Here is a 26,252-nt window from a genome sequence, read left to right on the forward strand (position 1 = left end):
CATAAGGCTTTTTTGGATTACCATTTTAATATGGAGAATCCATATGGAGGAAGTGTAACTTGTAATACACTTGCTTCTGCTGAAAATTCTTCGTTTGTATAAATGTTAATTATTTTCTTACCAGTAACATGAAGAGGGAGTGAAACTGTAACTTCACTATTAGTAGGGTTTAAAACGAAAAAGATAGTTTCATCCTCATATGTTTTCGTATAAGAAATATAATTATGTTCATCATTTGCTTCGATGAATTGAAAAGTACCATGTCCTCCAAATGCTTTATGTTGTTTCCGTAATAAAATCAATGTTTGTATATGGGTAAATAATGCATGATCTTGTTCTTTAGTATCCCAAATCATACATTTACGGCAATCAGGGTCCATGCCGCCATCCATACCAATTTCATCTCCGTAATAAATACAAGGAGAGCCGATGAAAGAAAGATGGAATACATAGAGCAATTTCAACTTATTTTTATCTCCGTTGCATGTTGTTAAAATTCTTGGAGTATCATGGCTGTCTAATAAATGAAATGCTGCTTCATTTACATTCATAGAGTAGGAATGTAGAGATTCTGTAATTTGCTTCATGAATTCACTTGCTTTAATGGAATCGTTAGCAAAGTAAGAAAGTAGAGCGTTTGTAACAGGATAGCTCATGACAGCATCAAATTGATCGCCTTGTAGCCACGGAAGGGCATCGTGCCAAATTTCTCCCAAAATATATACTTCAGGATTTAGTGTCTTTATTTCAGTTCGGAATTCTCTCCAAAAGTTGTGATCGACTTCATTGGCGACATCAAGGCGCCAGCCATCTATATTGAATTCTCGTACCCAATAACGTCCTACTTCAAGTAAGTATTCTTTTACATCTGGATGAGCTGTATTTAATTTTGGCATATACGGTGTAAAGGCGAAAGTATCATAATTTGGAAGTGGTTCTGTTATAATCGGAAATTCATGAATGTGGAACCACTCTTTATATGCGGACTTCTCACCATTCTCTAGTACGTCTTGAAATTTCTCGAAAAAGTATCCACTATGATTAAACACAGCATCGAGCATTACTTTTATACCGTGCTTATGACATTCTTCAACGAGCTCTTTAAAAGTTTCTTTCGTCCCAAATTGTGGGTCAATTTCCATATAGTCAATTGTGTCATATTTATGGTTTGAATGAGCTTTGAAAATAGGTGTGAAATATATTCCGGAAATGCCAAGCTTAACAAGGTAATCAAGGTTTTGAATAACACCAGAAAAATCTCCGCCGAAAAAGTTAGTTGGAGTTGGATTCGCACTTCCCCAAGGGAGGGTGTTTTCTGGATTCAGCGTACTATCGCCATTAGCGAATCGCTCAGGGAAAATCTGATACCAAATGGTGTCTTTAATCCAAGATGGTGCTTTGAATACATCATCTGCATGAATAAATGGAAAACAGAAAAAGTTACCAACATCATCATTTGGAATGCTAGAAAAGAATCCTCGCTCTGCATAAATAAGAGTGTCTGTTTCAGATTTTAATTCAAACCCATAACGTAAGCGCTTAAATTTTGGTTCGATTGAAATGAACCAATAATCAAATAATGCAGTAGAACCCGTTTTTTTCATGGGTGTACTTGCTGATATCCATTTCCCGTCTTTCCATTCGTAAGGATCACCGTAAATAAGATCGGCGCTTTGAATATCATCTCTCTTAGTACGTACTCGGATGTGAATTGTTTGTTCATCATAAGCGTATGCATAATTATCTTTCGGCCTATGATAAATGGCTTCTTTAAACATATAGAAAATCCCCCTTCAATATCTCTATACATAGTATTCCCTTAAGTGTAATAATAAAGCCTATATTGCAAACGATTGCCTTTCTCGTAGCTTTAATATTGCTTATAAGAGTAGTATTCATTTCATATAAAGTCAATGTATAAAGAGTATAATGACATAATTTTTAAATTAATATTTGCAAAATGAATAAAAGAATGTATAATGATAGACAAATAGCGCAAACGTTTTCATAGATTGAGATATTGTTTGCGCTTCAATTAAACTATTAAATGCAAACGTTTTCAGTTACTGAGGTACATAGACAATTTAGGGAGGTTTTTGGGATGAAGAAAGCATTATCATTATTAACGGTTTCAGCATTATCTATTGGTATGTTATCTGCATGTGGGCCGAAAGATTCAGGGAAAAAAGAGGAAAGTAAAGCGAAAAAAGACTATGATCTTCTTGTTTGGGAAGATGATAAAAAAGGTGTTGGTTTAGAACCAGCAGTGAAAAGCTTTGAGGAAAAATATAAAGTAAAAGTAAAAGTTGTTGAAATGCAAATGACAGATCAAGTGAAGAAGTTACGCCTTGATGGGCCAGCGGGGACTGGACCAGATGTTGTAACATTGCCACACGATCAAATCGGAAATGCAGTAACAGAAGGTTTACTTTCTGAAGTGAAAGCAGATGATGCTGTAAAGAGTAAATTTACTAATTCATCAATAGAAGCACAGACATATAATGGGAAATTATATGGTTTACCAAAAGCAATTGAGACACCAGTCTTTATTTACAATAAAAAACTAATGCCAAAAGCGCCAGAAACGATGGACGAGCTGTTTAACTTCTCAAAAGAATTTACGAAAGATGGCAAGTACGGATTTTTAGCATTAGGAGATAACTTCTACTTTGCTAATGCATTCATGGCAGGTATGGGCGGTTATGTATTTGGTGAAAAAGATGGAAAGCCAAATGCAAGTGATGTTGGATTAAATAATAGCGGAGCAGTACAAGGTGCTGAATATCTTCAAAAATGGTACAAGGAAAAATTATTCCCAAAAGGTATTATCGGTGAATCAGGTGGGCCTGCTGCTGATGGACTATTCAATGAAGGAAAAGCAGCTTCTATCATGAATGGCCCATGGGCGTTCCAAGCAATGGAAAAGAACGGGATTGATTATGGCGTTGCTCCAATGCCGAAATTACCAAATGGTCAACCAATGAAAACGTTTGTTGGGGTTAAAGGATGGCATGTAACAAGTTTCTCTAAACAAAATGATTTAGCTACAAAATTCACTGAGTGGGTAACAAATGAAGAAAACGCAAAAATTCGATTTGAGAAAACAAAAGAAATTCCTCCAGTAAAATCAGTAATGGAAGATCCAATTATTAAAGATAACGAAGCTGCAAAAGCAGTTGCAACGCAATCTGAAAATGGAATTCCAATGCCAAACATTCCAGAAATGCAAGAAGTTTGGAAACCAGCTGGAGATGCGCTTCAATTAGTTGTTACAGATAAAGAGGCACCAAAAGCGGCGCTTGATAGTGCAGTGAAACAAATTAAAGGTAATATTGAGGCAAATCATAACAAGAAAAAATAAGGTGAAATTCGTGCCTCGAATATGAGAGGCACGAATTCTCTCCCTTCCATGTAGGAAGAAAAAAGGGGGAAGGAACATGCAAACATCTATGGAACCAGCAAATGGGTTAAACCATTCAAAGCATAGGAAAATGGCAACCATGTTATCAATCATTCCAGGCGTGGGCCAAATGTATAATAAACAATTTGTAAAAGGTCTTATTTTTCTAGTATTAACAGGTTCATTTATTGTAGCCTTTGCTGATTTATTAAATATGGGATTATGGGGTATTGTAACGCTTGGTACAGAAGTTCCACGTGACCATTCTGTTTTTCTATTAGTAGAAGGAATCTTGGCCCTTATCGTTATCGCTTTTGGGCTCGGCATATATGCATTTAACTTATATGATGCATACCAAAATGGAAAGAAACGTGATAGCGGAACACCGTTAAATTCTGTAAAAGAGCAATACCGTAATTTGTTAGATCAAGGTTTTCCTTATTTAATGGTTTCACCAGGTTTTCTACTACTTATCTTTGTGGTTGTATTTCCAATCATCTTCGTAATTTTAATTGGATTTACAAACTATGATTTATATCATTCTCCTCCAGCTAAATTAGTAGATTGGGTGGGCTTTAAAAACTTTATTGATATTTTCACTTTACCGATGTGGAGAGAGACATTTGTAAGTGTATTCTCTTGGACTGTTATTTGGACATTCGTTGCAACAACATTACAAGTTGCACTTGGTATTTTCTTAGCGATTATCGTAAATCAGCCCGGTATTAAAGGAAAGGCGATTATTCGAACAATCTTCATTTTACCGTGGGCGGTTCCAGCATTCGTATCTATTCTTGTTTTCTCTGGTATGTTTAATGAAACATTCGGAGCGATTAACAATCAAGTATTAGCTTTATTCGGAATTGAAAAGATTGCTTGGATGACAGATCCATTTTGGGCGAAGATTGCTTTAATTATGATTCAAACGTGGCTTGGGTTCCCGTTTATCTTTGCGATGACAACAGGTATACTGCAATCGATTCCGGGAGAATTATATGAAGCGGCTACAGTAGATGGAGCGACAGCTTGGCAACAGTTTCGCAAAATTACATTGCCACTTGTGTTATATGCAACAGCACCAATATTAATTACGCAATATACGTTTAACTTTAATAACTTTAGTATCATCTATCTATTTAACGGTGGAGGTCCTGCTGTAGCTGGACAAGACGCAGGTGGAACGGATATTTTAATTTCATGGATTTATAAGTTAACGATGACTTCAGCGCAGTATGGAAAAGCAGCAGCTCTTACAATGATATTATCGTTAATTGTTATTACAGTTGCGTTATGGCAATTTAAGAGAACAAAATCATTCCAAGAAGAGGATATGATGTAAATGAATATTAAAAGACAGAAGATGTTACGTCTCTCATTAAGTTATTTAGTTATTTTCGTAATGTGTGCCATCATTTTCTATCCGTTATTATGGATTATTGGCTCATCGTTTAATCCGGGTGATAGTTTATCTGGATCAAGTATTATTCCACAAAATGCAACGTTAGATCATTATCGTAAGTTATTAGATCTAGAGAATAGTAATTACTTACTATGGTATAAAAACACATTAAAAGTAAGTGTTTTAACGATGATTTTCTCAGTGTTAGCAATTAGCTTTACTGCTTATGCATTTTCGAGATATCGTTTTGTTGGAAGAAAAAATGGTTTATTAACATTTTTAATTCTGCAAATGATTCCAAACTTTGCAGCGTTAATTGCTTTATACGTATTAGCTCAATTAACAGGATTAATTGATACACACCTTGCATTAATTTTAATTTATGTAGGTGGGGCTATTCCGATGAATACATGGCTTATGAAAGGGTATTTTGATACGATTCCGAAAGAACTAGATGAATCAGCTCGAATGGATGGAGCAGGGCATTTTCGTATTTTTTGGCAAATCATTATGCCACTTGCAAAGCCAATCGTAGCGGTTGTAGCGTTATTTACTTTCATTGGTCCATTTACAGATTTCATTTTAGCGAGTATTATTTTGCGAACACCAGAAAATTATACTTTAGCAGTTGGATTATATGAAATGGTTGCGAAGAAATTCGGTAATGAATTTACAACGTTTGCAGCGGGTTCTGTGTTAATTGCGATCCCAATTTCAATTTTATTCCTATCACTACAAAAATACTTTATTTCTGGTTTAACAGCTGGAGGTACAAAAGGATGAAAAATGGGACATTACGTCCCATTTTTCTTTTCATCTCCCTATAAATAAGTTTATAGGGAGATGAAAAGAGATTTGACATCACATGTGAAAAGAAGTGAAATAAATAGTATATTATAGTATAGGAAAAAATAGCTATATCCCTTACAATACATGAAGAGGGAGAATAGGATTAGTTTTGCAAGATATAAGAAATGAAAGTTTATGACTTGCAATGAGTGCGAGATAAAATATATGAAAAATGGCAGAGAAATGAGAGGAGGGGGATTTTTATGACAGTTACAATTAAAGATGTGGCGAAGCAAGCGAATGTGGCACCATCAACAGTTTCTCGTGTAATTGCTGATAATCCAAGTATAAGTGAAAAGACAAAGCGCCGTGTTAGGAAAGTGATGAGTGAATTAGGGTATCATCCCAATTTAAATGCGAGAAATCTTGCGAACCAAACGACGAAAACACTTGGTCTTGTTATGCCAAGTTCTGCAAGTAAAGCTTTTCAAAATCCATTTTTCCCAGAAGTTATAAGAGGGATTAGTTCATTTGCACACGTAGAAGGTTATGCGCTTTACATGTCGACAGGTGAAACGGAAGAGGAAATTTTTAATGGTGTCGTAAAGATGGTACAGGGACGCCAAATTGGTGGCATTATTCTTTTATATTCAAGGGAGAATGATCGGATTATTCAATATTTACATGAACAAAATTTCCCGTTTGTTTTAATAGGAAAACCATATGATCGAAAAGATGAAATTACATATGTAGATAATGACAATTATACAGCTGCAAGAGAAGTGGCAGAATATTTAATTTCATTAGGGCATAAGCAAATCGCGTTCATTGGTGGTGGATCAGATTTACTTGTAACGAGAGATCGTTTAGCTGGTATGAGTGATGCCTTGAAATTAGCAGACATTGTATTACCAAAAGAATATATTTTACATTTTGATTTTTCGAGGGAAAGTGGTCAACAAGCTGTTGAGGAATTAATGGGACTGCAGCAACCGCCAACGGCAATTATGGCAACCGATGACTTAATTGGACTTGGTGTGTTAAGTGCTCTTTCTAAAAAAGGATTCGTTGTACCGAAAGATGTTTCTATTGTAAGCTTTAATAATGCTTTATTATCAGAAATTGCGAGCCCTCCACTTTCGACAGTTGATGTGAATATTTATCAGCTAGGATATGAGGCAGCAAAAGCTTTAGTTGATAAAGTAGAGAATGCAGAATCCACTGCAAAGTGTATCATTATTCCTCATAAATTACTAAAACGTCAAACTTGTGATCATTATGCATAAAAAAGCTAAGAGTTTAACTCTTAGCTTTTTTCATTAGAAAGGCTTCTAATCGGTCGCAGCCTTCTTTTAAAGTTTCGATACTATACGCATAGGACAAGCGAAGGTAGCCTTCACCGTATTCAGAGAATGCTGTTCCAGGAACTACAGCTAGTCCCGCTTCTTTGACAAGATCAAGTGCAAAATCAAATGATGAAGATGTCAAATGACCAACATATGGGAATAAGTAAAATGCACCTGTTGGCTTTTCAACTGTTAATTCCATTTGAGTGAGTCTATTATATACGTAATCACGGCGTTTTTTATATTGGTGGCGCATCATTTTTGGTGCGTCTTTAGCTGCTGTTAATGCTTCAATTGCAGCGTATTGAGCGATTGAAGTAGCACACGTTACATTGTATTGATGAACTTTTAATATGTGTCCTGCTAAATAGCTTGGTGCAAATAAAAGTCCAACACGCCAGCCAGTCATAGAATGTGATTTAGATAAACCGTTAATGACAATTGTCTTTTCACGCATTTCTGGGAAATGTGCGATAGATGTATGCTTTTGTTCATATACAAGCTCACTATAAATTTCATCTGAAAGGACGAAAATATTTTTATCTTTTAAAACATCTACAATATCTTTTAATTCTTCTGTGGATAAAGTTACACCAGTTGGATTAGAAGGATACGGTAGTACGATACATCTTGTTTTTTCTGTAATAGCATTTTTAAGCGCTTCAGCTGTTAAACGAAATCCAGTTTCACGAACATCTACAAAAATAGGCGTTGCACCGCATAATCGAATAATGGGTTCGTAACCTGGATAAATAGGAGCAGGTAAAATTACTTCTGTTCCTGGCTCTAAAATCGTTCGGAATGCAACATCAATTGCTTCGCTAGCACCGATTGTAACGATGGTTTCGTTTTCAGGTGAGTAATGTAAATCGTAGTTATCTTTTACGAAGTTACAAGCTGCCTTACGTAATTCTAGTAAACCAGCGTTATGTGTATAGCTTGTATAGTTTTCTGTAATAGCCCGTTTTGCCGCTTCTTTCACGAGAGAAGGTGTAGGGAAATCGGGTTGTCCAATTGTTAAAGAAATCAAATTATCATAGTTTTGAATCATGTTAGAGAATTGACGGATTCCAGAAATTTGGATATCCTTCACTCTAGGGTTAATGAATTGTTCCATTGTATCTCCCTTTCTTCCGTTTGAAAATTAAGTTCATTTTATCATATTTTCTATGATTACGCTTTGTATATGTTATTTAGAAAGAGAGAGAAAAGAGAAAAAAAGCCGCTATAAGCGACTTTTTAATATCCGTATTCCCAATCTATTTCATCTTCATTCCAGAGTACAGAGGATACCTTGCCAAGGTGAACAACTGATTCGTTCACAGCACATGTGCAGTTTTCTTCTCCCGCTTTATGCTGTAACTCTTCATATACTGATTTTTCAACATTTTCTAGAACAACCAAATTTTCTTCTTTTAAAACAAGCGTAGTACCCGCCATATTTATCTTCCTCCTACTAAAGTAATGATCACTTATTTGTAAACATAGATAGTATGGATTATATGCTGTATTTTGCTATAGTTGTCCGTCTAAAAAAGTATTTTTATATTTTCTTTGTAATCCGTATTCATTGTATACTGCACGAAGGAAATTTGGTACAGGGTTTACAATCATTTCGAAAATCTGTAACAATTATTATGAGTTGTTAACAAAGAATTAACAAATATGTTAAGAAAAATCAAAATTTTAAAACAAATACACCTATAAAATGATATAATCATATCAAAATACATATAGGGGATGAGAGGTTATGGAGCTTATCCGTGATTTATTGATTCAAATTGCCATCATAATTTTGCCACTATTTTTATATGAAGCGATTCGTTTAAATCGCTATCAAGAAATGCCTCCGAAGCCAAATCGTTACTTTATTATGTTTTTATCTAGCGTTACGCTCGTTCTCTCCATGACATACTCTATTTGTTTTGGCAATGTGTGTGGGTATAACTTTCATCCCATTCCAATTGTCAGTGGTTTTTTATATGGTGGGATTGTTGGTTTAATCCCAGCGGTTATTTTTGTTGCATACGAATGGTTACTAAAGGGAATGAGCTTTCTTCCAGTTTTAGAAGTAATATTTTTATTGATAGTTCCGCTATTTTTATCAAAGAAATGGTCTCTTTTTTCAAGGGATAAGAAATTAATTTTAGCATTTATGATTTCATCATTTTATGTGCTTGTTTCTTTAGTATTAGGCATGATTAATGTTCTTTTGGAAACAGGATTTACACCGTATATTTCGCAAATATATAGCGGATTTATATTTGCCTCGCTTATCATGGTCATGACAATGGTATTCCAGGTGTATTTAACTGAATATTTAAATGAAAATGCATTGCTACGTACAGAGATGCAAAAATCAGAAAAGCTTAATATTGTAAGTGAGTTAGCAGCAAGTGTGGCACATGAAGTTCGAAATCCACTAACTGTTGTTCGTGGATTTATCCAATTGCTAGAAAGTACGGAAGATGTGAAGAATAAGGATTATATGCGTCTCGTATTAGCTGAATTGGATCGGGCGGAACAAATTATTTCAGATTACTTAAATTTAGCAAGGCCACAAATTGAGAAAAAAGAACACATTTGTTTATCAGCCCAATTAATAGAAATGACCACTCTTATGTCGTCATTTGCAGCGATGCAAGGTGTATATTTACAAGTTGAAATTTCAGAAAGTCTTTATACGATTGGTGATAAGACAAAATTGAAGCAAGCCATTATGAATGTTGTTAAAAATGGTATTGAAGCAATTCAAGGAAATAAAGGATATTTAAAAGTAACAGCTATTCAAAAAGATGAAACAATCATAATAAGAGTTAAAGATAGTGGTGTTGGTATGACGAAAGAACAGTTAGCAAGGCTTGGGCAACCATATTATTCTTTAAAAGAAAAAGGGACAGGATTAGGACTTATGGTAACATTTATTATTTTACAAGCGCATAATGGTACATTGGAATATAAGAGTGAAAGTGGAAAAGGCACTGAAGCAATTATTATATTACCAGCTGTACAAAATAAGGAATAAAAGTTACCGATGAAAGGTAACTTTTTATTTTATATTGTTTATTCATTTGTTTTTTCTTGTTTTGCTCGGCTAAATAAACTTTTAAATGATTGAAAGAAGCTTTGCTCTTTTGAGGCAGCAACCATTCTTTTTGTTTCTTGAATTTCTCGAATAACTTGCATAAGCTGTGCATCACGGTTACTGTCTTTATTATAAATTTGACTAACAAGTTTATTCATTTTTTCTTCCTGTTTGGATTCTCGTTTATACATATGATTCATTAATAAGTCCATCTTTTCTTTTTGCAGTGCATCTGTTTGAGCGGCGTGATCGACTAACTCTTGAAGCATTTTTTCTTGAGAGCCTTCTTTTACATAAACTTGTTGCATCAATTCGTCTAGTTTCTCATCCTTTAAACGATTTTGTGTAATTAAAGTAGAATTTTGATGAATAATTGCCTCATTTAATTGAGCTAGCATTTCAAGTTTTAACATGAACTCCTCAAAGTTACGCCCATCTTCTTTTTCTTTCGTTTGTATCTCTTGCTTATCTTGTATAACTGGTACAGGTGGGGCCTCTTTTTCTTTTAAAATAATCGGTATCGTTTCTGAAATATCTTCTTGTAATGTAGCAGCTCTTTCGTGTATAGATTTCAATAATTTTAAATCATCAAGTTTATAAATACGAGCATCAGCTGTTTTGGAAATCATATAACCATGTTCCTCTAACAGTTGACTATATTTGCGAACTATATGTTTTGGGATGCCTGTTTTATTCGTGACATCTTTCGTTTTATAGGTAGCTTCCATCATATTTCCTCCCCAAAAAGTATCGTATATATCATTTCAATCTTTTATGAGGACTTCCTTTGAAAAAGAATGTCGGAAGGCTATTAGTTTTCTACAGCATTAGTGAAAAAATGAAAATTTTTGGCGGAATGGCAAGGAATAACTAAAATAATGTCTGAAAACATATACAGGAGAAGTTTGTTATAATAACGGAGGAAAAGAAACTGGTAGAAACATGGAGGTATACATGAAGCAATTAAAAGGTATTATCATTTCAATTATCGCAATTCTGTCTATTTTAGTAGCAGTTTATGAAGTACTTGTGCCAGAGGAAACAAGTGTAAAGAAAACGAATACGTATGATCAAGTGTTAGAATTTCCGAAAGAACGTTATCCAGAGACAGGAAAACATATTACGGATGCTATAAAAGAAGGGCATTCAGAAGTTTGTACAATCGATCGTGGTGGTGCTGCAGATAGAAGGAAATTGTCGTTAGCACCATATCCATCAAAAAAAGGGTATGATCGTGATGAATGGCCAATGGCGATGTGCAAGGAAGGCGGAAAAGGAGCACATATTGAATATATAAGTCCGGCGGATAACCGTGGAGCAGGCTCTTGGGTAGGGAATAAGTTAGATAAATACCCAGATGGTACGCGAGTAAAATTTGAAGTGAAGTAGTAGTTGTATATTTCATAATGAAGGAGAAGGGGAACTATGGAGTTAACGATTTCTTATTCGCAATTAATGTTGATGAACTATGACGGTGAGCAGCCTTATGTAGATTGGACTGATGAAGATTTTGAAAGAGGTTATGCTAAGGCAGATGGAACTGTTATTTTTGAAGCACTTTCTGATTATACTTGTGAAGTGAAAGTGACCCCAGGGAAACATATTGAAAAAGAAGAAGTAGTTAGAACGATTACGGTTCCTTTTACAGTTGAAAATGAAAGTATCGTTATAACGAGTATTCTTTCTAATAAATTTCAAATACCTATTCCAAATGGTGAGTATACAGTTGTATTACAAGCAATTCCTCTTGAAGAGCCAACGGATGATGAATTATATAAAATACAATATGAATTCTTTTTTGAAAGTAAAGAATAAAAAATGGGTTATCCTGAGAAAAGGATAACCCATTTTTGTTATGCGTTTGTTTTTAAAAGGGAACGAGCATCTTTCGCTGCTTGCACCATATGTTCTAAAGCTGGAATAACTTCTTCTGTTCTTCTCGTTTTTAAACCACAATCAGGATTAATCCAGAAATATTTAGGATCACATACTTCTAAAGATTGTTCTACGATTGTATACATTTCATCTTTACTCGGTACACGTGGGCTATGAATATCATATACACCTAGGCCGATGCCTTTTTCATATGTTGTATGTTTTAATGTATCAATAAATTCTCCGTGACTTCTTGATGTTTCGATAGAAATTACATCTGCATCTAATGCGCGAATCGCGTCAACAATATCTTCGAAGTTACTGTAACACATATGAGTATGAATTTGTGTTTCATTTGCTACAGAAGAAGTTGCTAAAAGGAAGGATTGTACTGCCCATGTAATATAAGCATCCCAATCTTTTTCTTTTAGTGGCATTCCTTCACGAAGTGCGGGCTCATCGACTTGGATTACTCTAATTCCGGAAGATTCAAGTAGTTCAATTTCGTGACGAAGAGCTAGTGCAATTTGATACGAAACTTCTTTTCTTGGAATATCATTTCGAACGAAGGACCAATTTAAAATTGTAACAGGTCCGGTTAACATTCCTTTTACAACTTTCTCTGTTAAGCTTTGCGCATAAACTGTTTCCTTAATAGTCATGCCGTTAATAAAGGCTACATCACCATAAATAACAGGTGGTTTTACGCAGCGGGAACCGTATGATTGTACCCAACCGTTTTTAGTGAATGAGAAACCAGCAAGACGCTCACCAAAATATTCGACCATGTCAGTTCTTTCAAATTCACCATGTACAAGGACATCAAGCCCAATTTCTTCTTGGTAACGAATCCATTTTTCTGTCTCTTTTTCAATAAATTGTTCATATTGTTCATTTGAAATAACACCGTTACGCCATTCTTTTCGCGTTTGACGAACTTCAGTTGTTTGCGGGAAGCTACCAATAGTCGTTGTTGGTAATAGCGGTAACTCTAGAGCAACTTGTTGTAATTCGTATCGTTTTTCAAATGGAAGAGGACGTGAAAAATCTTCTTCTTTTAGTGCTGTTCGTGCTGCTTTGACATCTTCTCGGTTACGTGCAGCAGATGAACGAATTGTATGATGTACGTTTCGATATGTTTCCAGCTCATTACTAATGCTTTCTGTACCTTGAGTGAGAGCGGAATGAATAAGAACTAACTCTTCTAATTTTTGATTTGCAAATGCTAACGCATCAAACAGCTCAGTCGATAAGTGAGTTTCTTCTGTTTTATCGATTGGTGTATGCAATAAGCTACAAGAAGGCTGAACGATGATATCTTTCGTTTGGACTTGTTTTTGTAACGTTGTAAATAACTCAAGAACTTCATCAAGGTCAGCTCTCCAAATGTTACGGCCATCTATACAACCGACAGCTAAAGTTTTATCAGCTGGGAATCCATATTTTGAAATAGCATTTAGATTACCTTCTTTACCATGAATGAAATCTAATCCAATACCGGATACCGGGAATGTAATAATTTCTTCATAGTTTTCTTCTACGCTATCAAAATATGTTTGTAAAAGAAGAGTCGCATTTGGAACTTCTTTACGAATAGCTTCATAAATTTCTTTTGCTTGTTGAACTTCTTTTTTAGTTAAAGAAGCGAAAATCGGTTCATCAACTTGAATGGCTGGTGCACCAGCTGTATGTAGTTCTGAAAGCAGTTGTACGTAAGGTGCAACTAACTGTTTTAAAATGGTAGGAAATTGTTCTTGTGTATAGCCTTTAGCTAATTTTAAGAAAGTATATGGTCCTAAAATAACAGGCTTTCCATCTACTCCTAATTCTTGTTTTGCCTCTTCGTATAAGCGAAGGGGACGATTATCTTTTAAAGAGATTTGTAATCCCTCTTCATATTCAGGAACGATATAGTGATAGTTTGTGTTAAACCATTTTGTCATTTCGGAAGCTACGTGATCTTTAGAGCCACGCGCCATTGCGAAATATACATCAAGGTAAGATGTAAACTCAGAAAAACGTGATGGAATAAATCCTAGCATATAGGCAGTATCCAAAACGTGATCATAATATGTAAAGTCGCCAATTGGAATGAGTTCAATCCCTTTTTCTTGCTGTACTTTTACGTGTTGAAGGCGAATTTCTTTCATTGTTGTTAAAAATTGTTCTTCATCGATTTTATTGGACCAAAAAGCTTCCAATGTTTTTTTCCACTCTCGTTGTAGTCCGATACGTGGATAACCTAAGTTACTTGTTTGAATTGCCATTTTAAATTCCTCCCTAATTGAAAGTAAGCATTTCCGTTTACTAGGAAATACCTATAACAAAAAGTACAAAGACATAGAAAATAAGCCTTCCTTTTTGTTTTAACACCTCATCATCATCCGTGAATCTATCAGTGTTGTTAAAACAGGCAGGTCTCCTGACTTATGCTTCATATAATTTCTTTTACCTTCCCGTTTTCACAGTGGCACCAAAAAGAAATCTCAGCATTTACAGTGGCGGGACCGTGTTGGAGTTTCACCAAGCTTCCCTTTTAAACACGAAACAAAACTTTCGTGTACCTATTTTCCTTTTGAAAGGAATTTAACAAGCGATATGATATTGAAACAAATTTTAACATAATTTTTGGAATTTTGTCTACTGTTTTAAAATAAGAAAATTCTAAAGTTTTTATTTCTTAGTATTCTGACTTTTTATATTCTGGAGTAACGAATAATATTACAGTATGAAAAGAGAAATTGAGCTATGAAAGAAGTAGGGATGTCTTCTTTCATAGCTCAATCTTCATCTATAGCAACTTCTGAAAGTCGGCCTGCTATAGCATCTTTAAGGAGGGTGTTTAGCCATTGTAATTCAACTGTAATATGCTCAATTACACTTTGCAAAATATATAGTTGTGCACGTGGAACCTTTCCTTTATTACAATCATATATCGTTTGCATAGTATGTAAATATTGAAGAGTATCGTTTTTCTTTTTTTCTAAAATAGGAACTAATTCGTGATCATTGCTAAAGTGAGCGAAAGATAAGGCTGAATAAATAGGTTTATATATTTGGTTTTTGGCTTCGAATTGTTTTAATAGTAAAGTGTGGAATAGTTTTTTGCCTTCTTCTGTTATATGAAAAATCGTTTTGTCAGGTCGATTTGTGTCTCTAATTACATTTGTAATATGAATTGCCCCTTGCTTTTCTAATTGCTCGAAGGCGTAATAAAGTGATCCTTTAGCATATTTAATGTAACAATCCATTTGTCGTTCTTTCATAATATGCTGCACTTCATATGGATGTTTATCTCCTTCGAGTAGCAAGCCGAGAATGACTAATTTCATGCTCATGCTGTCTCAACTCCTGTATATAAAAACTTTATCCAGTAAGATCCCCACCCAAAAATTCAGCGGAAGCAAAGAAGTTAGGTGGGGATTAACTGCCCGTAAAAGCCCGATTGGTGTGGGCTAATAATCAGTGGGGGATGAACATCCCCCACTGATTAAAGTTTCACTTTATACATATTATAAACGGCATATCCTTTTTCATAAAGGAATATGCCGCTTCTTTTTTATATTAACTAACTTGCTTTTGTTTTTCTTTCTTTTTAGGGCCTGTAAAGAGGCGTTCATTTCCCATAAGTAAAATACAAATAATACTTAGTACAGCCGGGATGAGTGCCCAGAAGAATGTATTCGCAATAGATGTAGCGAGAGCTTCTTTAATACCCGCTAATATTTCAGCAGGAATTTTTGCGGTAGCGCCTGGTGATAATAAGAAACTTGTGTCTCCGCCTTTTGGAGCTAATTTTGCTAGTTCAGGGGGGAATACAGAGTTTAGTTTATCTGTAAAAATATGATTTTGAATTGTACCGAAAATCGTTACACCAAGGGTCATACCGAGTGATCGGAAGAATGAGTTTGTTGATGTCGCCGAACCACGGTCCCGCATTTCCAACTTGTGAATAGAAGACATACTTAATACTGAGAATGAGAAGCCAACACCAAGCCCAGCGAGAATCATAAATAGTGTTACGAGTAAACGAGGTGTGTCCATTGTTAAAGTACTTAATAAATAAATACCAAGAACGAAGAAGACACCAGATACCATCATAATGTTACGATAGCTTGTTCGAGAAGCTAATTGTCCTCCTGTTTGACTTCCAATTACAGAACCAACCATCATTGGTGTTAAAATTAATCCAGCATTAGAGGCGGAACCTCCAAGAACGCCTTGAATGAAGATTGGAATATAAACTGTACAGATAATAAAAGCGGCACCATAGAAAAAGGCAACTCCTTGACTAGCTGCGAATAAAGGTTTTTTAAATAGATGGAACGAAATAATAGGCTCGGTTGCTTTTCGTTCTACAAAGAAGAAAATAATAAGCGTAATAACTACTGTTGTAAATAAGCCAATAATTACAGTAGAATTCCAGGCATATTCCTTACCACCAAGTTCTAATGCGAACATTAAGCAAACGATACTTATGACAAGTGTAATAGCACCAGCCCAATCAATTTTTTGTTTTCTAAATTCTAGAGACTCACTGTAGTATTTAGTAATGAAGAAAAAGGAGATAAGTCCTAATGGAATATTAATATAGAAGACCCAATGCCAACTTATATAGTCTGTAATATAAGCACCTAATAAAGGACCGAATACACTAGATGTCCCGAAAACAGCACCGAATAGTCCTGTCATCTTCCCGCGTTTTTCTGGTGGGAAGATATCGTACATAATTGTGAAGGCGATAGGCATAAGGGCACCACCACCGATCCCTTGAATAGCTCTATAAATACTTAATTGCTCAATACTTGAAGCTGTTCCGCAAAGAGCAGAACCGAATAAGAAAAGAATGAGGCCCCCAATATAAAAACGTTTCCGCCCGTACATATCAGAAAGTTTCCCGAAGATAGGCATCCCTGCCATTGTTGCTACCATATAAGCTGATGTGACCCAAACAAACTTATCAAATCCTCCTAGGTCTCCAACGATTGTTGCCATTGCGGTTGCAACGATTGTATTATCCATTGCGGCCATTAATATACCAAGCAGTAAACCAGCAACAACAAATTTTGTCTTGTTGGCTTCTTTTTTTAATGGTTGAGTTTCCAAATATAACCCTCCTTTAGAAATAAGTAAACTATATTAAGTTTTGAGTGCAGTGGATAAAAAATTTTAATGTATAGTTGATTTTAATTTCTTTTCCATAAGTGCACTGATATGCCATAAAGAATATTATAGTCAAATTTGACTATAAGGCAAACTTTTTCTTACGTCAAAATATTCTTTCGTATGAGTAGAGAACGAGTGAGCCATACTGAATATTGCTATGAAGGGAATGAAGTAAATTGTAAAAAAATTTCATAAAGAACACCTTCTGTTAATAGATGAAAAATGGTTTTTTCTTCATATTGTCGAATAGGATAAAAGGAAGAGAAATATTAAACATTGCTTGTAGCAAGCTTTAGTAATTTGGGGAATTCATTGTGTGTATGTTACATCTGAAATGAGGTGAATATATATTATGAAAATATGGGGACGAATTTCGGATACAGGAAAGTATTCAATACCGCTACAACCAGTATTGTGGATTGACGGATCGAAAAAGGAAAACGAATTTCCTCAAGTAGCCGTTACATTACAAATTGGTAGTATGTATACAGAACAGTTTTCGTATGAATTGACCTACGATGTAAACGACATACTTATTATGCGAATTGAAGTGGAAAATAAAGGGGTAGAAATGATTTCGAGAGTTGTTGTAAGTCATATGATTCGAGATTACTTTGCTTATATTCCTAATTCTTTAAAAGTTGATAAGGGGATAAGTGAGTTTTTATTCCAGCTTGTTAGATGGCGAATTGATGATTTGTTACCGAATGAGAAGGTGGAACTACGTTGTAAAATAAAAGCTAATAAAGATAAAGCTCTTAAACAAACATTCTTTCAGGCTACATATACATTTCAAGATAAAGAGATATCATATGGCCCACTGCAAACAAATGAAGTTGTTGTGCGTCAATGATAAAAAGGAACCTGTACAAAAGGTTCCTTTTTTAGTGAAGGTTGTGTTTTTTGAGTATTTTCTTTTGCTCCATTCCTTTTTTTCCTACATAGTTATTTTTGTAGCCAAAGTATAGAATAAATAAAAATGAAACAACATTAACAATAGCGTCGATTTGATCGTTTGTAATAAAGTGTATCCCGAAAGAGGTAAATAATAATTTTAATGATAATAGAAAACCAGCTAGTAAACGCATAGCATCTGATAGATTCTCTTTTTGTAGCATATAGATTACTCCTTTCTATAAAAGTTATATATTATATATATGAAATAGAGTAGAAAAGGTATACAAGCTTAAGCAGAAATGTACATTGCATATGTACATTTTTTATTTTGTAGAAAAACATTATTGATATAGAAACATATATTGGTATAAAAGGGGGAAAAGTATGAAACATAAAGGGAAAATTAGTGGATTATTGCTTGGCAATACTGTGGCAGTTACAGAATGGATTGCACTTCAGGATGTAATTGCAAAACTGGATTCACGATCATTTTATACCGTCTTTATTATTTATATATTGCAAATGATACTAAGTTATTATTTTGGACATTGGTACGATAAAAGAGCGAACGAGCGTATGGGTATGGAAGTAGGAGGAATGGCAAGCAATGATTTTGTTGTTGATTTTTTTGGGAAAGTAGCTGCTTTATCTGAAAGAGATTCTCGTAATATTACAGTGTACATTCTTTCTGTAAAAGAATGGGAAGGATTAAAAGACACGTTGCAAGAAAAAAAGTTGGGAGTGTTAGTACAAAAATTAGAGAGTACCATTGTAAAGACAATTCGGAAGGGTGATGTTGTTACAAAGTGGGATGAAAATAAGTACGTTATTGTAGCAATTGATAATGGTCATGAAACATCAACAATAACAAAACGATTAATGAAAAATATTGAAAGTGAAATAGAAGGTGATTTACTCAGTGTCACTCTTTTATTTGGAGCAGCTAGCTATCCAGTAGAAGGAAAAACGTTTGAAGAACTGTTGAGAAAGTCGCAAAATCAATTGTACCAGTATAGAAATTTGCAGGAAAATGAGTGAAGCTTTGATTTGAAGATATATGATAGGAAGATGTTTTATTTGTAACATTTTTTTGACTTTTATTACAAAAAAACGCCGCGTTTGTAATAAAAGTCTTTAAAAATATATGAAATAAGCATATAATTATGATGGTAGTGCCAATGCAATTTGCACAGTGTGTTTTATTTTAAAAGTGTAGAGGAAAGCAAGCTCTACACTTTTCCTTTTTAGGAAATGAAAAGAATATTTGTAAGTTGTTGCGAGATATCGATTGTACTGTGTAAAATGAACAAAGAGATTAATTGATAGAAAGCTGGAAAGGGAATGATAGACGTGAGAGCGGAGCGATCACCTTTTATCAGGTGAACTATTATAGTCTTATTAAGACTGAGGTGAAATTCCGTGGATATTAAAGTAATACATAGTGTGAACAGGCCTTAAAAAACACGAAGTAGTATACTTAAAGATGGATATGGAATTGCTAAATAATTCAAAAAGAATAATGTAATATCAAGTAATAATTTGTACAAACAATATTAATGATCTTCGTAAAAAAGATGCGAGTGTATAGAACAATTACATATTTTATAACTTTTTTATATTACACGATGGTCGTTTATAAGTAGGAGGAAGAGATGTTGAAATATAGTAAATTAGCAATTGTAACTACATTATCAATGATTTTATTAGCCGGTTGTTTCGGCCCGAAACCAGAAGAAGAATTATATGTAGCGTTTGAAAACGCTGCTAAACAAGAAAAAACAATGTTTGAAGATGCAAAAAAACTTGAGACTTTAGAGAAAGAAGGACAAGAATTATATAACCAGATTGTTCAAGAAGGAAAAGATAATAATCAAACTGTTAAAGAAAAACTGAATCAAGCAGTGAAAAATACAACTGAACGAGAAAAAGTGCTTACAAAAGAAAAAGAAGTTTTAAATAAAGCGCAAGAAGAAGTGAAGTCAGCTGATAAGTATGTGAAGAAAATTGAAGATAAGAAATTGAAAGATCAAGCTGATAAAGTGAAAAGCACGTATGAGAAACGCCACGATTCATTTAATAAAATGTATGACAGCTATAACAAATCTTTAAAACAAGAAAAAGAGTTATATACAATGTTACAAGATAAAGGTACTAAATTAAAAGATATTAGTGAAAAAGTAAAAGTAGTAAATCAATCTTATAAGGATATTGAGTCAGAAAAAGATAAATTTAATGAATTTACAAAGTCTTATAATACAGAAAAAGTAGCTTTTTATAAACAAGCAAATATTAAAATTAAAGAAGAGAAAAAATAAAACAGTTTGGCCTACACTTGGCCAAACTGTTTTATTTTTTTGTATAAGTACGACTATACCATGGAACAGGCTCACTTAATTTTTTTTCTTGTTTTAATGCTTCAGGACCAATATAATCTTGAAGTGTTTTTTTTGCTACTGTTAAAGATAAGGTTGTTTTCGGATTTCGATAGGAGGATTCAAGATGACCAAGATGCGGTAGAATTCGAAAATCTTCTTTCGTAGGAGGGATGTGGAAAAAATAATCGCCTAAACGTATAAGGACATCAGATTGTTGTTGGCTAAAACGTGGGTTTCTAGAAAAATGCAATCCTTCTTTAATTGCTTTTTTTTCAGCGATCAAACGTTCTAAAGCTGTCTTTTTTAACCAGTATAAATATTTAGGATTAGTAGCTGCTTTAGCATGACGATTCACAACGAAAATAGATTGAGCTAGTCGATTAATAGAATGTTGGTTTTGTAATTGAGATTGTGGTTGTGAAGGTTTCATATTGAATCTCCTTTCAATTTTTCATTATTATACCATAAATAAAATAGGTATTTATTATACGCAAAAAGTGATTGTATATATTTTCAATATTAAAGCAATATTGTTACAAAAAACAACTATTTTGTATAATAGTAATAGAATATGTTTTTGAAATTTGATAATGAAAGAGTGAGAAGTTTGAAAGAAATATTAAAACAACAGTATGCCATTATAGATATTGGATCTAATACAATGCGTTTAGTTATTTATGAAAAGCAAAATGGAGGTTTTTATAAAGAGATTGAAAATACGAAAGTTGTTGCTAGGTTAAGGAATTACTTAATTGATGGTGTATTGAATGAAGAGGGAATAGAAGTATTATTACAGACATTATTTCAATTTCAAGAAAGTACAAGATTCCATCAGTTGCATCATGTACTTTGTGTTGCAACAGCAACAATTAGACAGTCGGAGAATCAAGAGGAAATTAAAAAGCTTGTTGAAGGACAAACGGACTTTACTCTTAGAGTATTATCAGAGTATGAGGAAGCGCGTTACGGATACTTGGCGGTTATGAATTCTACATCGTTTTCAGAAGGAATAACGGTAGATATTGGTGGGGGAAGTACGGAAGTTACATACTTTAGAAATAGAGAGATTTTAGAGTACCATAGTTTTCCTTTTGGGGCACTTTCTTTAAAGCAACAATTTATTAAAGGTGATATTCCTACTAAAGATGAGTTAGAGGGAATGCAACAGTATTTAGAGTTTCAATTTCGAAAGTTACCATGGTTAATCAATAAGAAATTGCCTCTTATTGCAATTGGTGGTAGTGCTAGGAACTTAGTAAAAATCCATCAAAATTTAATATGTTATCCTATAGCAGGATTACATTTATACAAGATGAAAGAAGAAGATATTGAAAGTGTAAAAGAGGAATTGGAAAAATTGTCGTTCATAGAACTTCAGAAATTGGAAGGATTAGCAAAAGATCGAGCAGATACGATTATTCCAGCGGTTGAAGTATTTCATACACTTGTTAATGTTATAGAGGCACCGGCATTTGTATTAAGTAGAAAAGGGTTAAGAGAAGGTGTTTTCTATGAAGAGTTGACAAAAGATTTGGGGATTTCATATTATCCGAACGTAGTTGAAGAAAGTTTGCATTTACTATCACATGAATACGAAATGGACATGGAATTTGTTATTCAACTTATTAAACATGGAAGATTAATTTGCAAACAACTTGAGGAAATAGGGCTTATTTCTATGACAGTAAAAGACTGGGAAGTGTTCCATCAAGCTGCGAAAGTATTTAATATAGGCAAATATATAGACGAAGAAGCGAGCCGTTTACATACGTTTTATTTATTAGCGAATAAGACAATTGATGGCATGATGCATAAAGATCGAGTAAGGCTAGCGCTTATTGCATCGTATAAATCAAAAATGTTATTTAAACAACATTTATCTCCATTTGAAGGTTGGTTTGATAAAAGCGAACAAAAAAAAATCCGCCTGTTAGGAGCTGTTTTACAATTTTCAGCTACTTTAAATGTAAGGCAACGATCGCTTATTGATACCATATCTATAACAGAAAGCGAAGAGGGATTAATGTTTAAAGTTTTATGTGAACAATCGGCATTAGCAGAAAAAGTACAAGCTGAAAAACAAAAAAAACAGTTAGAAAGAGTATTAAAAACGAATATTAATTTATTATTTGAACTAAAACATTAGGTTGTACGGATGTCTTTACGAAAAATTTACACTTTGTAATATTGTAATTTGATAAAATGAAATTAACTAAATTATAGTAAAAAAGTTTCAAGGGGAAGTGTGAAGAGAATGGAATTATTGAAGGGGAATGCAGTAAATTTAAATGATACAGCTTATTACAATAATCGAGAGTTAAGTTGGTTAGCATTTAATGAACGTGTCTTACAAGAAGCGCAAGATGCAAATAATCCACTTTTGGAAAGATTGAAATTTATTAGTATTTTTAGTTCGAATTTAGATGAATTTTTTATGGTACGTGTAGCGGGATTAAAGGATCAAGTGAGTGCTGGATTTAATCAACCAGAAAATAAAGCTGGCTTAACACCGAAAAAGCAATTAAATAAAATTGCGATAAAAGCCCATGCACTAATGACAGTACAATATGATACATTTAAAAATTATGTATTACCAGCACTTGAGTTAGAGGGAATTGAACGTTTAACATTCAATGATTTGACGAAAGAGCAGCGAGAATTTATAGAAGAGTATTTTGACGAGCAAATTTTTCCGGTGTTAACTCCTGTAGCTATTGATGCATATCGCCCATTTCCAATGTTATTAAACAAAAGTTTGAATTTGGCTACTCTTTTATATGATGAGAAGCAAGCGGAAGAAGAAAACAGGACGAAGTTAGGGATTGTACAAGTTCCTTCATTACTTGAGCGCTTCATAATTTTACCGAGCGAAGGGCAAAAGCATAAATTTATTTTATTAGAAGACGTAATTAGTAGCTTTACTCATAAATTATTTACGGGATATACAGTATCATCTGTTACTCGTTTCCGTATTACACGCAATGCAGATTTAACGATTCATGAAGAAGGTGCGAGAGATTTATTAAAGGTAATTGAAAAAGAATTAAAAAAGCGTAAGTGGGGGGCTGCTGTACGTTTAGAAGTTGGGAAAGAACACATTGATGAAAGAGTATTAGCGTTATTATATGAGGTTCTGGAAGTAAAAGATGAAGATGTATATATAATGGATGGCCCATTAGATTTGACATGTTTGTTTTCTTTATATAAAAAACTAGCTCCTTTATATGAACATCTTGTATATCCAGCTCTTATTCCGCAACCGCCTCAAGATTTAGGTGATGAAGAAGATGTATTTGAAAAAGCAATTGAGCATGATATTTTATTACATCATCCTTTTGAATCATTTCAGCCGGTAGTTGATTTTGTCCGTGATGCGGCAGACGATCCGAATGTACTTGCGATTAAACAAACGTTATATCGTGTAAGTGGTGATTCACCGATTATTCAGGCGTTAAAGATAGCGGCTGAAAAGGGAAAACAAGTGACGGTATTAGTTGAATTAAAGGCAAGGTTTGATGAAGAAAACAATGTTCACTGGGCTAAAGAATTGGAACAGGCAGGCTGTCATGTTATTTACGGTGTCAGTCACTTGAAAACACATAGTAAAATTACGCTAGTTGTAAGGAGAAAAAACGGAAAAATCGAAAGGTTCGTACATCTGGGAACTGGGAACTATAATGATGCAACAGCGAAGTTATATACTGATTTTGGATATATTACATCAAGAAAAGATTTTGGGGTCGATGCAACCAATTTCTTTAATTATTTAAGTGGTTATACAACAAAGCCACATTTTCATCATTTATCGGTTGCTCCATTTGATATAAGAGAGCAATTTATGGATTTAATAGATGAAGAAATCCGTTATCATAGGCAATATGGAAATGGATATATTATCGCTAAGATGAATTCATTAACAGATAAACCGTTAATAAAAAAAATGTACGAAGCATCACAAGCTGGAGTAAAGGTAGAGCTCATTGTTCGAGGAACATGTTGCCTACGACCTGGTATTCCAAATGTAAGTGAAAATATTCGTGTAGTTAGTGTTGTTGGAAGATATTTAGAACATAGCCGTATTTATTATTTCCATCATAATGGGGAGGAGAAAATATATTTATCTTCAGCTGATTTGATGACGCGAAATATGGAGAAGCGAGTGGAAATATCTTTCCCGATATTAGATATTGAAATGAAGGCACGAATTAAGGCGATTTTACAGCTTACATTAGCTGATAATGTGAAAACACGTGAACAAAATAAAGATGGTGATTACTATTATGTTATTAATGGTAGTACAGAAGAAATTGATAGCCAAGTGAAGTTGTTTAAGATGGCGTATCAAAATACAGACGCTGAATAATGAAAAAAAGTAAAAACCTCTTATGTCCATAAGAGGTTTTTACTTTTTTCTACTCATATGCTCCAAAAATGGAAGGATGAGTAGAAACAATAGTTTTATTATAAGCGTGTAATGAGATGGCTCGTTGAGAGAATAATATTTGAAAGAATCGTTACTTTAACCTAGTAATAGTATGGTTGCTGACATGGTCCACCGTAACAAGGATAAGGTGCTGGCGGCGGGAAAGGTGGTGGATAAGGTGGATAAAATGGTCGAGGGCCGAAAGCTAATGCTCCGCCGAGCAATCCACCAGCAATTCCAGCTAGAAAGGGAACGCCAAAAAACGGGAAGAAGCGTGAGTCGCCTACTGGACCAATAGGTGCTGAACGGACTGGAATTGGTTGATAATATGGATACATGAACATACCTCCTTTATTGGACTCACTTTTATCATATGGTAAACGAAACATGGATGAGCGCGTACAAGAAAGGATATGTAAGAAAATAGGCGAATTATTACGAATGTTGGAGTGTGAAAATTGTGATTTCAGGTTTTGACATAAAACGAAATGGGACACGTGTTCTTCCAAGACCTCGATTGACATAGAGAGTTAAATCCTGCATCGTATAGAAGCCTTCAATATAGTCTTTGGCGAGTGATGGTGTAATAATAGCACCTAAAAAAGGAATTTGTACTTGTCCGCCATGGCTATGACCAGAAAGTTGCAAGTTGATTGGATATTTGGAAATTTGCGGCGCGATATCTGGCTCGTGAACAAGAACGATGTTATAAGTATTTTGCCGTGCATGTTGTAATGTTTTCTCTATTTTTGGTTTGCCTAGTAGTATATCATCGAGACCGAAAATAGAAATTTCACTATTATCCATTAGACGAATTCTTTTTTCACTATTTAGCAATAGTTCAAATCCTGATTCACGCATGATGTGCTCATAGTATTCAGTTCCATATCCACCGTGATCATGGTTACCATAAATAGCGAATTTACCGAAGGGGGCTTGTATATTTTTTAAAATGGATGCGACAAAAGGAGTGTCAGTATACGTTTGATAATTATCAATGAGATCTCCGGTAAAAAGGACAATATCTGGATTTACAGCATTAATTTTAGAAACAACTTGAGATAAATGTTGAAGCGAGAAATAGTATCCGAGATGTAAATCGCTGAATTGAAGAATTTTCATACCATGAAAACTTTTTGGGATGAGTTGTGATTTTAATGTGTGCTGTGTAAAAGAAATGAAATGGGGTTCTATATATTTAGCATAGTAGTATCCGATGCCACTGGTTATAAATGAATAGAGACAAGTACGCATACCAATTTTCAAAAAATTTCTTCTTGTAATGTGCGTCATAAAAATATGAGTATACCTCAATGTTTTTATTCCATTTACAGGCTACTCAAATCTCCTTTCAGTTTATTTAAAAATATATTTTACATAATAAAAAATTAGTATAGATTACGAAAAAAATGAATAAAAAGAAAGTTCTTTACATTAAAATATCAGAAAAGTTTAAAAATATAAAGATTTCTATTAAATAAAGTGATAAAATGAATG

At 34.1% G+C, this 26,252-nt stretch carries 23 protein-coding genes and 1 riboswitch; of the genes, 12 read left to right on the plus strand and 11 right to left on the minus strand.

Annotated elements, in window-relative coordinates; all coding sequences use genetic code 11:
- Positions 1-17: 17 nt before the first annotated feature.
- Entirely contained in the window at positions 18-1,778 is a 1,761-nt protein-coding gene (locus ACTFRU_RS16165) for an alpha-glycosidase (RefSeq protein WP_000471775.1), read from the minus strand.
- Between the two features lie 323 nt (positions 1,779-2,101).
- Between ACTFRU_RS16165 and ACTFRU_RS16170 the strand changes: the two genes are divergently transcribed.
- From ACTFRU_RS16170 to malR, 4 genes are all read left to right on the plus strand, one after another.
- Complete coding sequence (locus ACTFRU_RS16170; RefSeq protein WP_000709923.1) at positions 2,102-3,361, plus strand: extracellular solute-binding protein; 1,260 nt, start codon at positions 2,102-2,104, stop codon at positions 3,359-3,361.
- 76 nt (positions 3,362-3,437) lie between these two features.
- Complete coding sequence (gene malC, locus ACTFRU_RS16175; RefSeq protein ID WP_001194996.1) at positions 3,438-4,739, plus strand: maltosaccharide ABC transporter permease MalC; 1,302 nt, start codon at positions 3,438-3,440, stop codon at positions 4,737-4,739.
- On the plus strand, positions 4,740-5,582 hold the full coding sequence (gene malD, locus ACTFRU_RS16180; protein ID WP_001022608.1) for a maltosaccharide ABC transporter permease MalD: 843 nt from the start codon (positions 4,740-4,742) through the stop codon (positions 5,580-5,582). It abuts the gene before it with no gap.
- A 269-nt stretch (positions 5,583-5,851) separates the two neighbouring features.
- A complete protein-coding gene (gene malR / locus ACTFRU_RS16185; RefSeq protein WP_000219053.1) occupies positions 5,852-6,874 on the plus strand; it encodes a maltose operon transcriptional repressor MalR in 1,023 nt (340 codons plus the stop codon).
- Between the two features lie 13 nt (positions 6,875-6,887).
- Here the strand turns inward: malR and ACTFRU_RS16190 are convergent, their stop codons facing one another.
- Together ACTFRU_RS16190 and ACTFRU_RS16195 are read right to left on the minus strand one after the other, a co-directional pair.
- Entirely contained in the window at positions 6,888-8,051 is a 1,164-nt protein-coding gene (locus ACTFRU_RS16190; protein ID WP_000434577.1) for an aminotransferase A, read from the minus strand.
- Between the two features lie 122 nt (positions 8,052-8,173).
- A complete protein-coding gene (locus ACTFRU_RS16195) occupies positions 8,174-8,374 on the minus strand; it encodes a hypothetical protein (RefSeq protein WP_000929280.1) in 201 nt (66 codons plus the stop codon).
- Positions 8,375-8,684: 310 nt separating this feature from the next.
- On the opposite strand from ACTFRU_RS16195, the gene kinB reads away from it, so the two are divergent.
- Entirely contained in the window at positions 8,685-9,959 is a 1,275-nt protein-coding gene (kinB, locus tag ACTFRU_RS16200; RefSeq protein WP_025709085.1) for a sporulation sensor histidine kinase KinB, read from the plus strand.
- 38 nt (positions 9,960-9,997) lie between these two features.
- Here the strand turns inward: kinB and ACTFRU_RS16205 are convergent, their stop codons facing one another.
- Positions 9,998-10,747 (minus strand): DUF3967 domain-containing protein, encoded by a 750-nt coding sequence (locus ACTFRU_RS16205; RefSeq protein ID WP_000388471.1) that lies wholly within the window; start codon positions 10,745-10,747, stop codon positions 9,998-10,000.
- Positions 10,748-10,973: 226 nt separating this feature from the next.
- Between ACTFRU_RS16205 and nucA the strand changes: the two genes are divergently transcribed.
- Positions 10,974-11,408, plus strand: coding sequence for a DNA-entry nuclease (gene nucA, locus ACTFRU_RS16210; RefSeq protein WP_000811494.1), 435 nt, complete (start codon positions 10,974-10,976; stop codon positions 11,406-11,408).
- A gap of 36 nt (positions 11,409-11,444) precedes the next feature.
- Positions 11,445-11,834 (plus strand): competence protein ComJ, encoded by a 390-nt coding sequence (comJ, locus tag ACTFRU_RS16215; protein ID WP_000424030.1) that lies wholly within the window; start codon positions 11,445-11,447, stop codon positions 11,832-11,834.
- Positions 11,835-11,872: 38 nt separating this feature from the next.
- On the opposite strand, the gene metE is transcribed toward comJ, so the two are convergent.
- From metE to ACTFRU_RS16230, 3 genes are all read right to left on the minus strand, one after another.
- On the minus strand, positions 11,873-14,161 hold the full coding sequence (metE, locus tag ACTFRU_RS16220) for a 5-methyltetrahydropteroyltriglutamate--homocysteine S-methyltransferase (RefSeq protein ID WP_001007610.1): 2,289 nt from the start codon (positions 14,159-14,161) through the stop codon (positions 11,873-11,875).
- A gap of 128 nt (positions 14,162-14,289) precedes the next feature.
- A riboswitch (cobalamin riboswitch) is annotated at positions 14,290-14,477 on the minus strand.
- Between the two features lie 197 nt (positions 14,478-14,674).
- Positions 14,675-15,232 carry a PadR family transcriptional regulator gene (locus ACTFRU_RS16225; RefSeq protein ID WP_000062062.1) on the minus strand — a complete coding sequence of 186 codons (558 nt, stop codon included), beginning with the start codon at positions 15,230-15,232 and terminating at the stop codon, positions 14,675-14,677.
- Positions 15,233-15,458: 226 nt separating this feature from the next.
- Positions 15,459-17,000: an MDR family MFS transporter gene (locus tag ACTFRU_RS16230; RefSeq protein ID WP_000449912.1), complete on the minus strand. Its 1,542-nt coding sequence runs from the start codon at positions 16,998-17,000 to the stop codon at positions 15,459-15,461.
- Positions 17,001-17,412: 412 nt separating this feature from the next.
- On the opposite strand from ACTFRU_RS16230, the gene ACTFRU_RS16235 reads away from it, so the two are divergent.
- Complete coding sequence (locus ACTFRU_RS16235; protein WP_000708120.1) at positions 17,413-17,913, plus strand: hypothetical protein; 501 nt, start codon at positions 17,413-17,415, stop codon at positions 17,911-17,913.
- A gap of 31 nt (positions 17,914-17,944) precedes the next feature.
- Here the strand turns inward: ACTFRU_RS16235 and ACTFRU_RS16240 are convergent, their stop codons facing one another.
- Positions 17,945-18,178: an SPP1 phage holin family protein gene (locus ACTFRU_RS16240; protein WP_000939448.1), complete on the minus strand. Its 234-nt coding sequence runs from the start codon at positions 18,176-18,178 to the stop codon at positions 17,945-17,947.
- A 163-nt stretch (positions 18,179-18,341) separates the two neighbouring features.
- On the opposite strand from ACTFRU_RS16240, the gene ACTFRU_RS16245 reads away from it, so the two are divergent.
- Positions 18,342-18,995 (plus strand): diguanylate cyclase domain-containing protein, encoded by a 654-nt coding sequence (locus ACTFRU_RS16245; RefSeq protein ID WP_000680811.1) that lies wholly within the window; start codon positions 18,342-18,344, stop codon positions 18,993-18,995.
- 614 nt (positions 18,996-19,609) lie between these two features.
- Positions 19,610-20,272, plus strand: coding sequence for a YkyA family protein (locus ACTFRU_RS16250; RefSeq protein ID WP_000922498.1), 663 nt, complete (start codon positions 19,610-19,612; stop codon positions 20,270-20,272).
- Between the two features lie 31 nt (positions 20,273-20,303).
- Here ACTFRU_RS16250 and ACTFRU_RS16255 read toward each other — a convergent pair whose 3' ends face one another.
- A complete protein-coding gene (locus ACTFRU_RS16255; RefSeq protein ID WP_000804864.1) occupies positions 20,304-20,762 on the minus strand; it encodes a YkyB family protein in 459 nt (152 codons plus the stop codon).
- Positions 20,763-20,903: 141 nt separating this feature from the next.
- Here ACTFRU_RS16255 and ppx point away from each other — a divergent pair, with 141 nt between their 5' ends.
- A complete protein-coding gene (ppx, locus tag ACTFRU_RS16260) occupies positions 20,904-22,478 on the plus strand; it encodes an exopolyphosphatase (RefSeq protein WP_116344706.1) in 1,575 nt (524 codons plus the stop codon).
- A gap of 108 nt (positions 22,479-22,586) precedes the next feature.
- The gene (locus ACTFRU_RS16265) at positions 22,587-24,695 is read left to right on the plus strand and encodes a polyphosphate kinase (RefSeq protein ID WP_000421680.1); all 2,109 of its coding nucleotides are present in this window, start codon (positions 22,587-22,589) and stop codon (positions 24,693-24,695) included.
- A gap of 161 nt (positions 24,696-24,856) precedes the next feature.
- Here ACTFRU_RS16265 and ACTFRU_RS16270 read toward each other — a convergent pair whose 3' ends face one another.
- Both ACTFRU_RS16270 and ACTFRU_RS16275 read right to left on the minus strand, forming a co-directional pair.
- On the minus strand, positions 24,857-25,093 hold the full coding sequence (locus tag ACTFRU_RS16270) for a hypothetical protein (protein ID WP_000283738.1): 237 nt from the start codon (positions 25,091-25,093) through the stop codon (positions 24,857-24,859).
- Positions 25,094-25,190: 97 nt separating this feature from the next.
- The gene (locus ACTFRU_RS16275) at positions 25,191-26,048 is read right to left on the minus strand and encodes a metallophosphoesterase (RefSeq protein WP_002024756.1); all 858 of its coding nucleotides are present in this window, start codon (positions 26,046-26,048) and stop codon (positions 25,191-25,193) included.
- Positions 26,049-26,252 lie beyond the last annotated feature (204 nt).

Origin of the sequence: Bacillus cereus group sp. MYBK220-1, from assembly GCF_051916445.1 — a bacterium.
Classification (GTDB): Bacteria; Bacillota; Bacilli; order Bacillales; family Bacillaceae_G; genus Bacillus_A; species Bacillus_A cereus.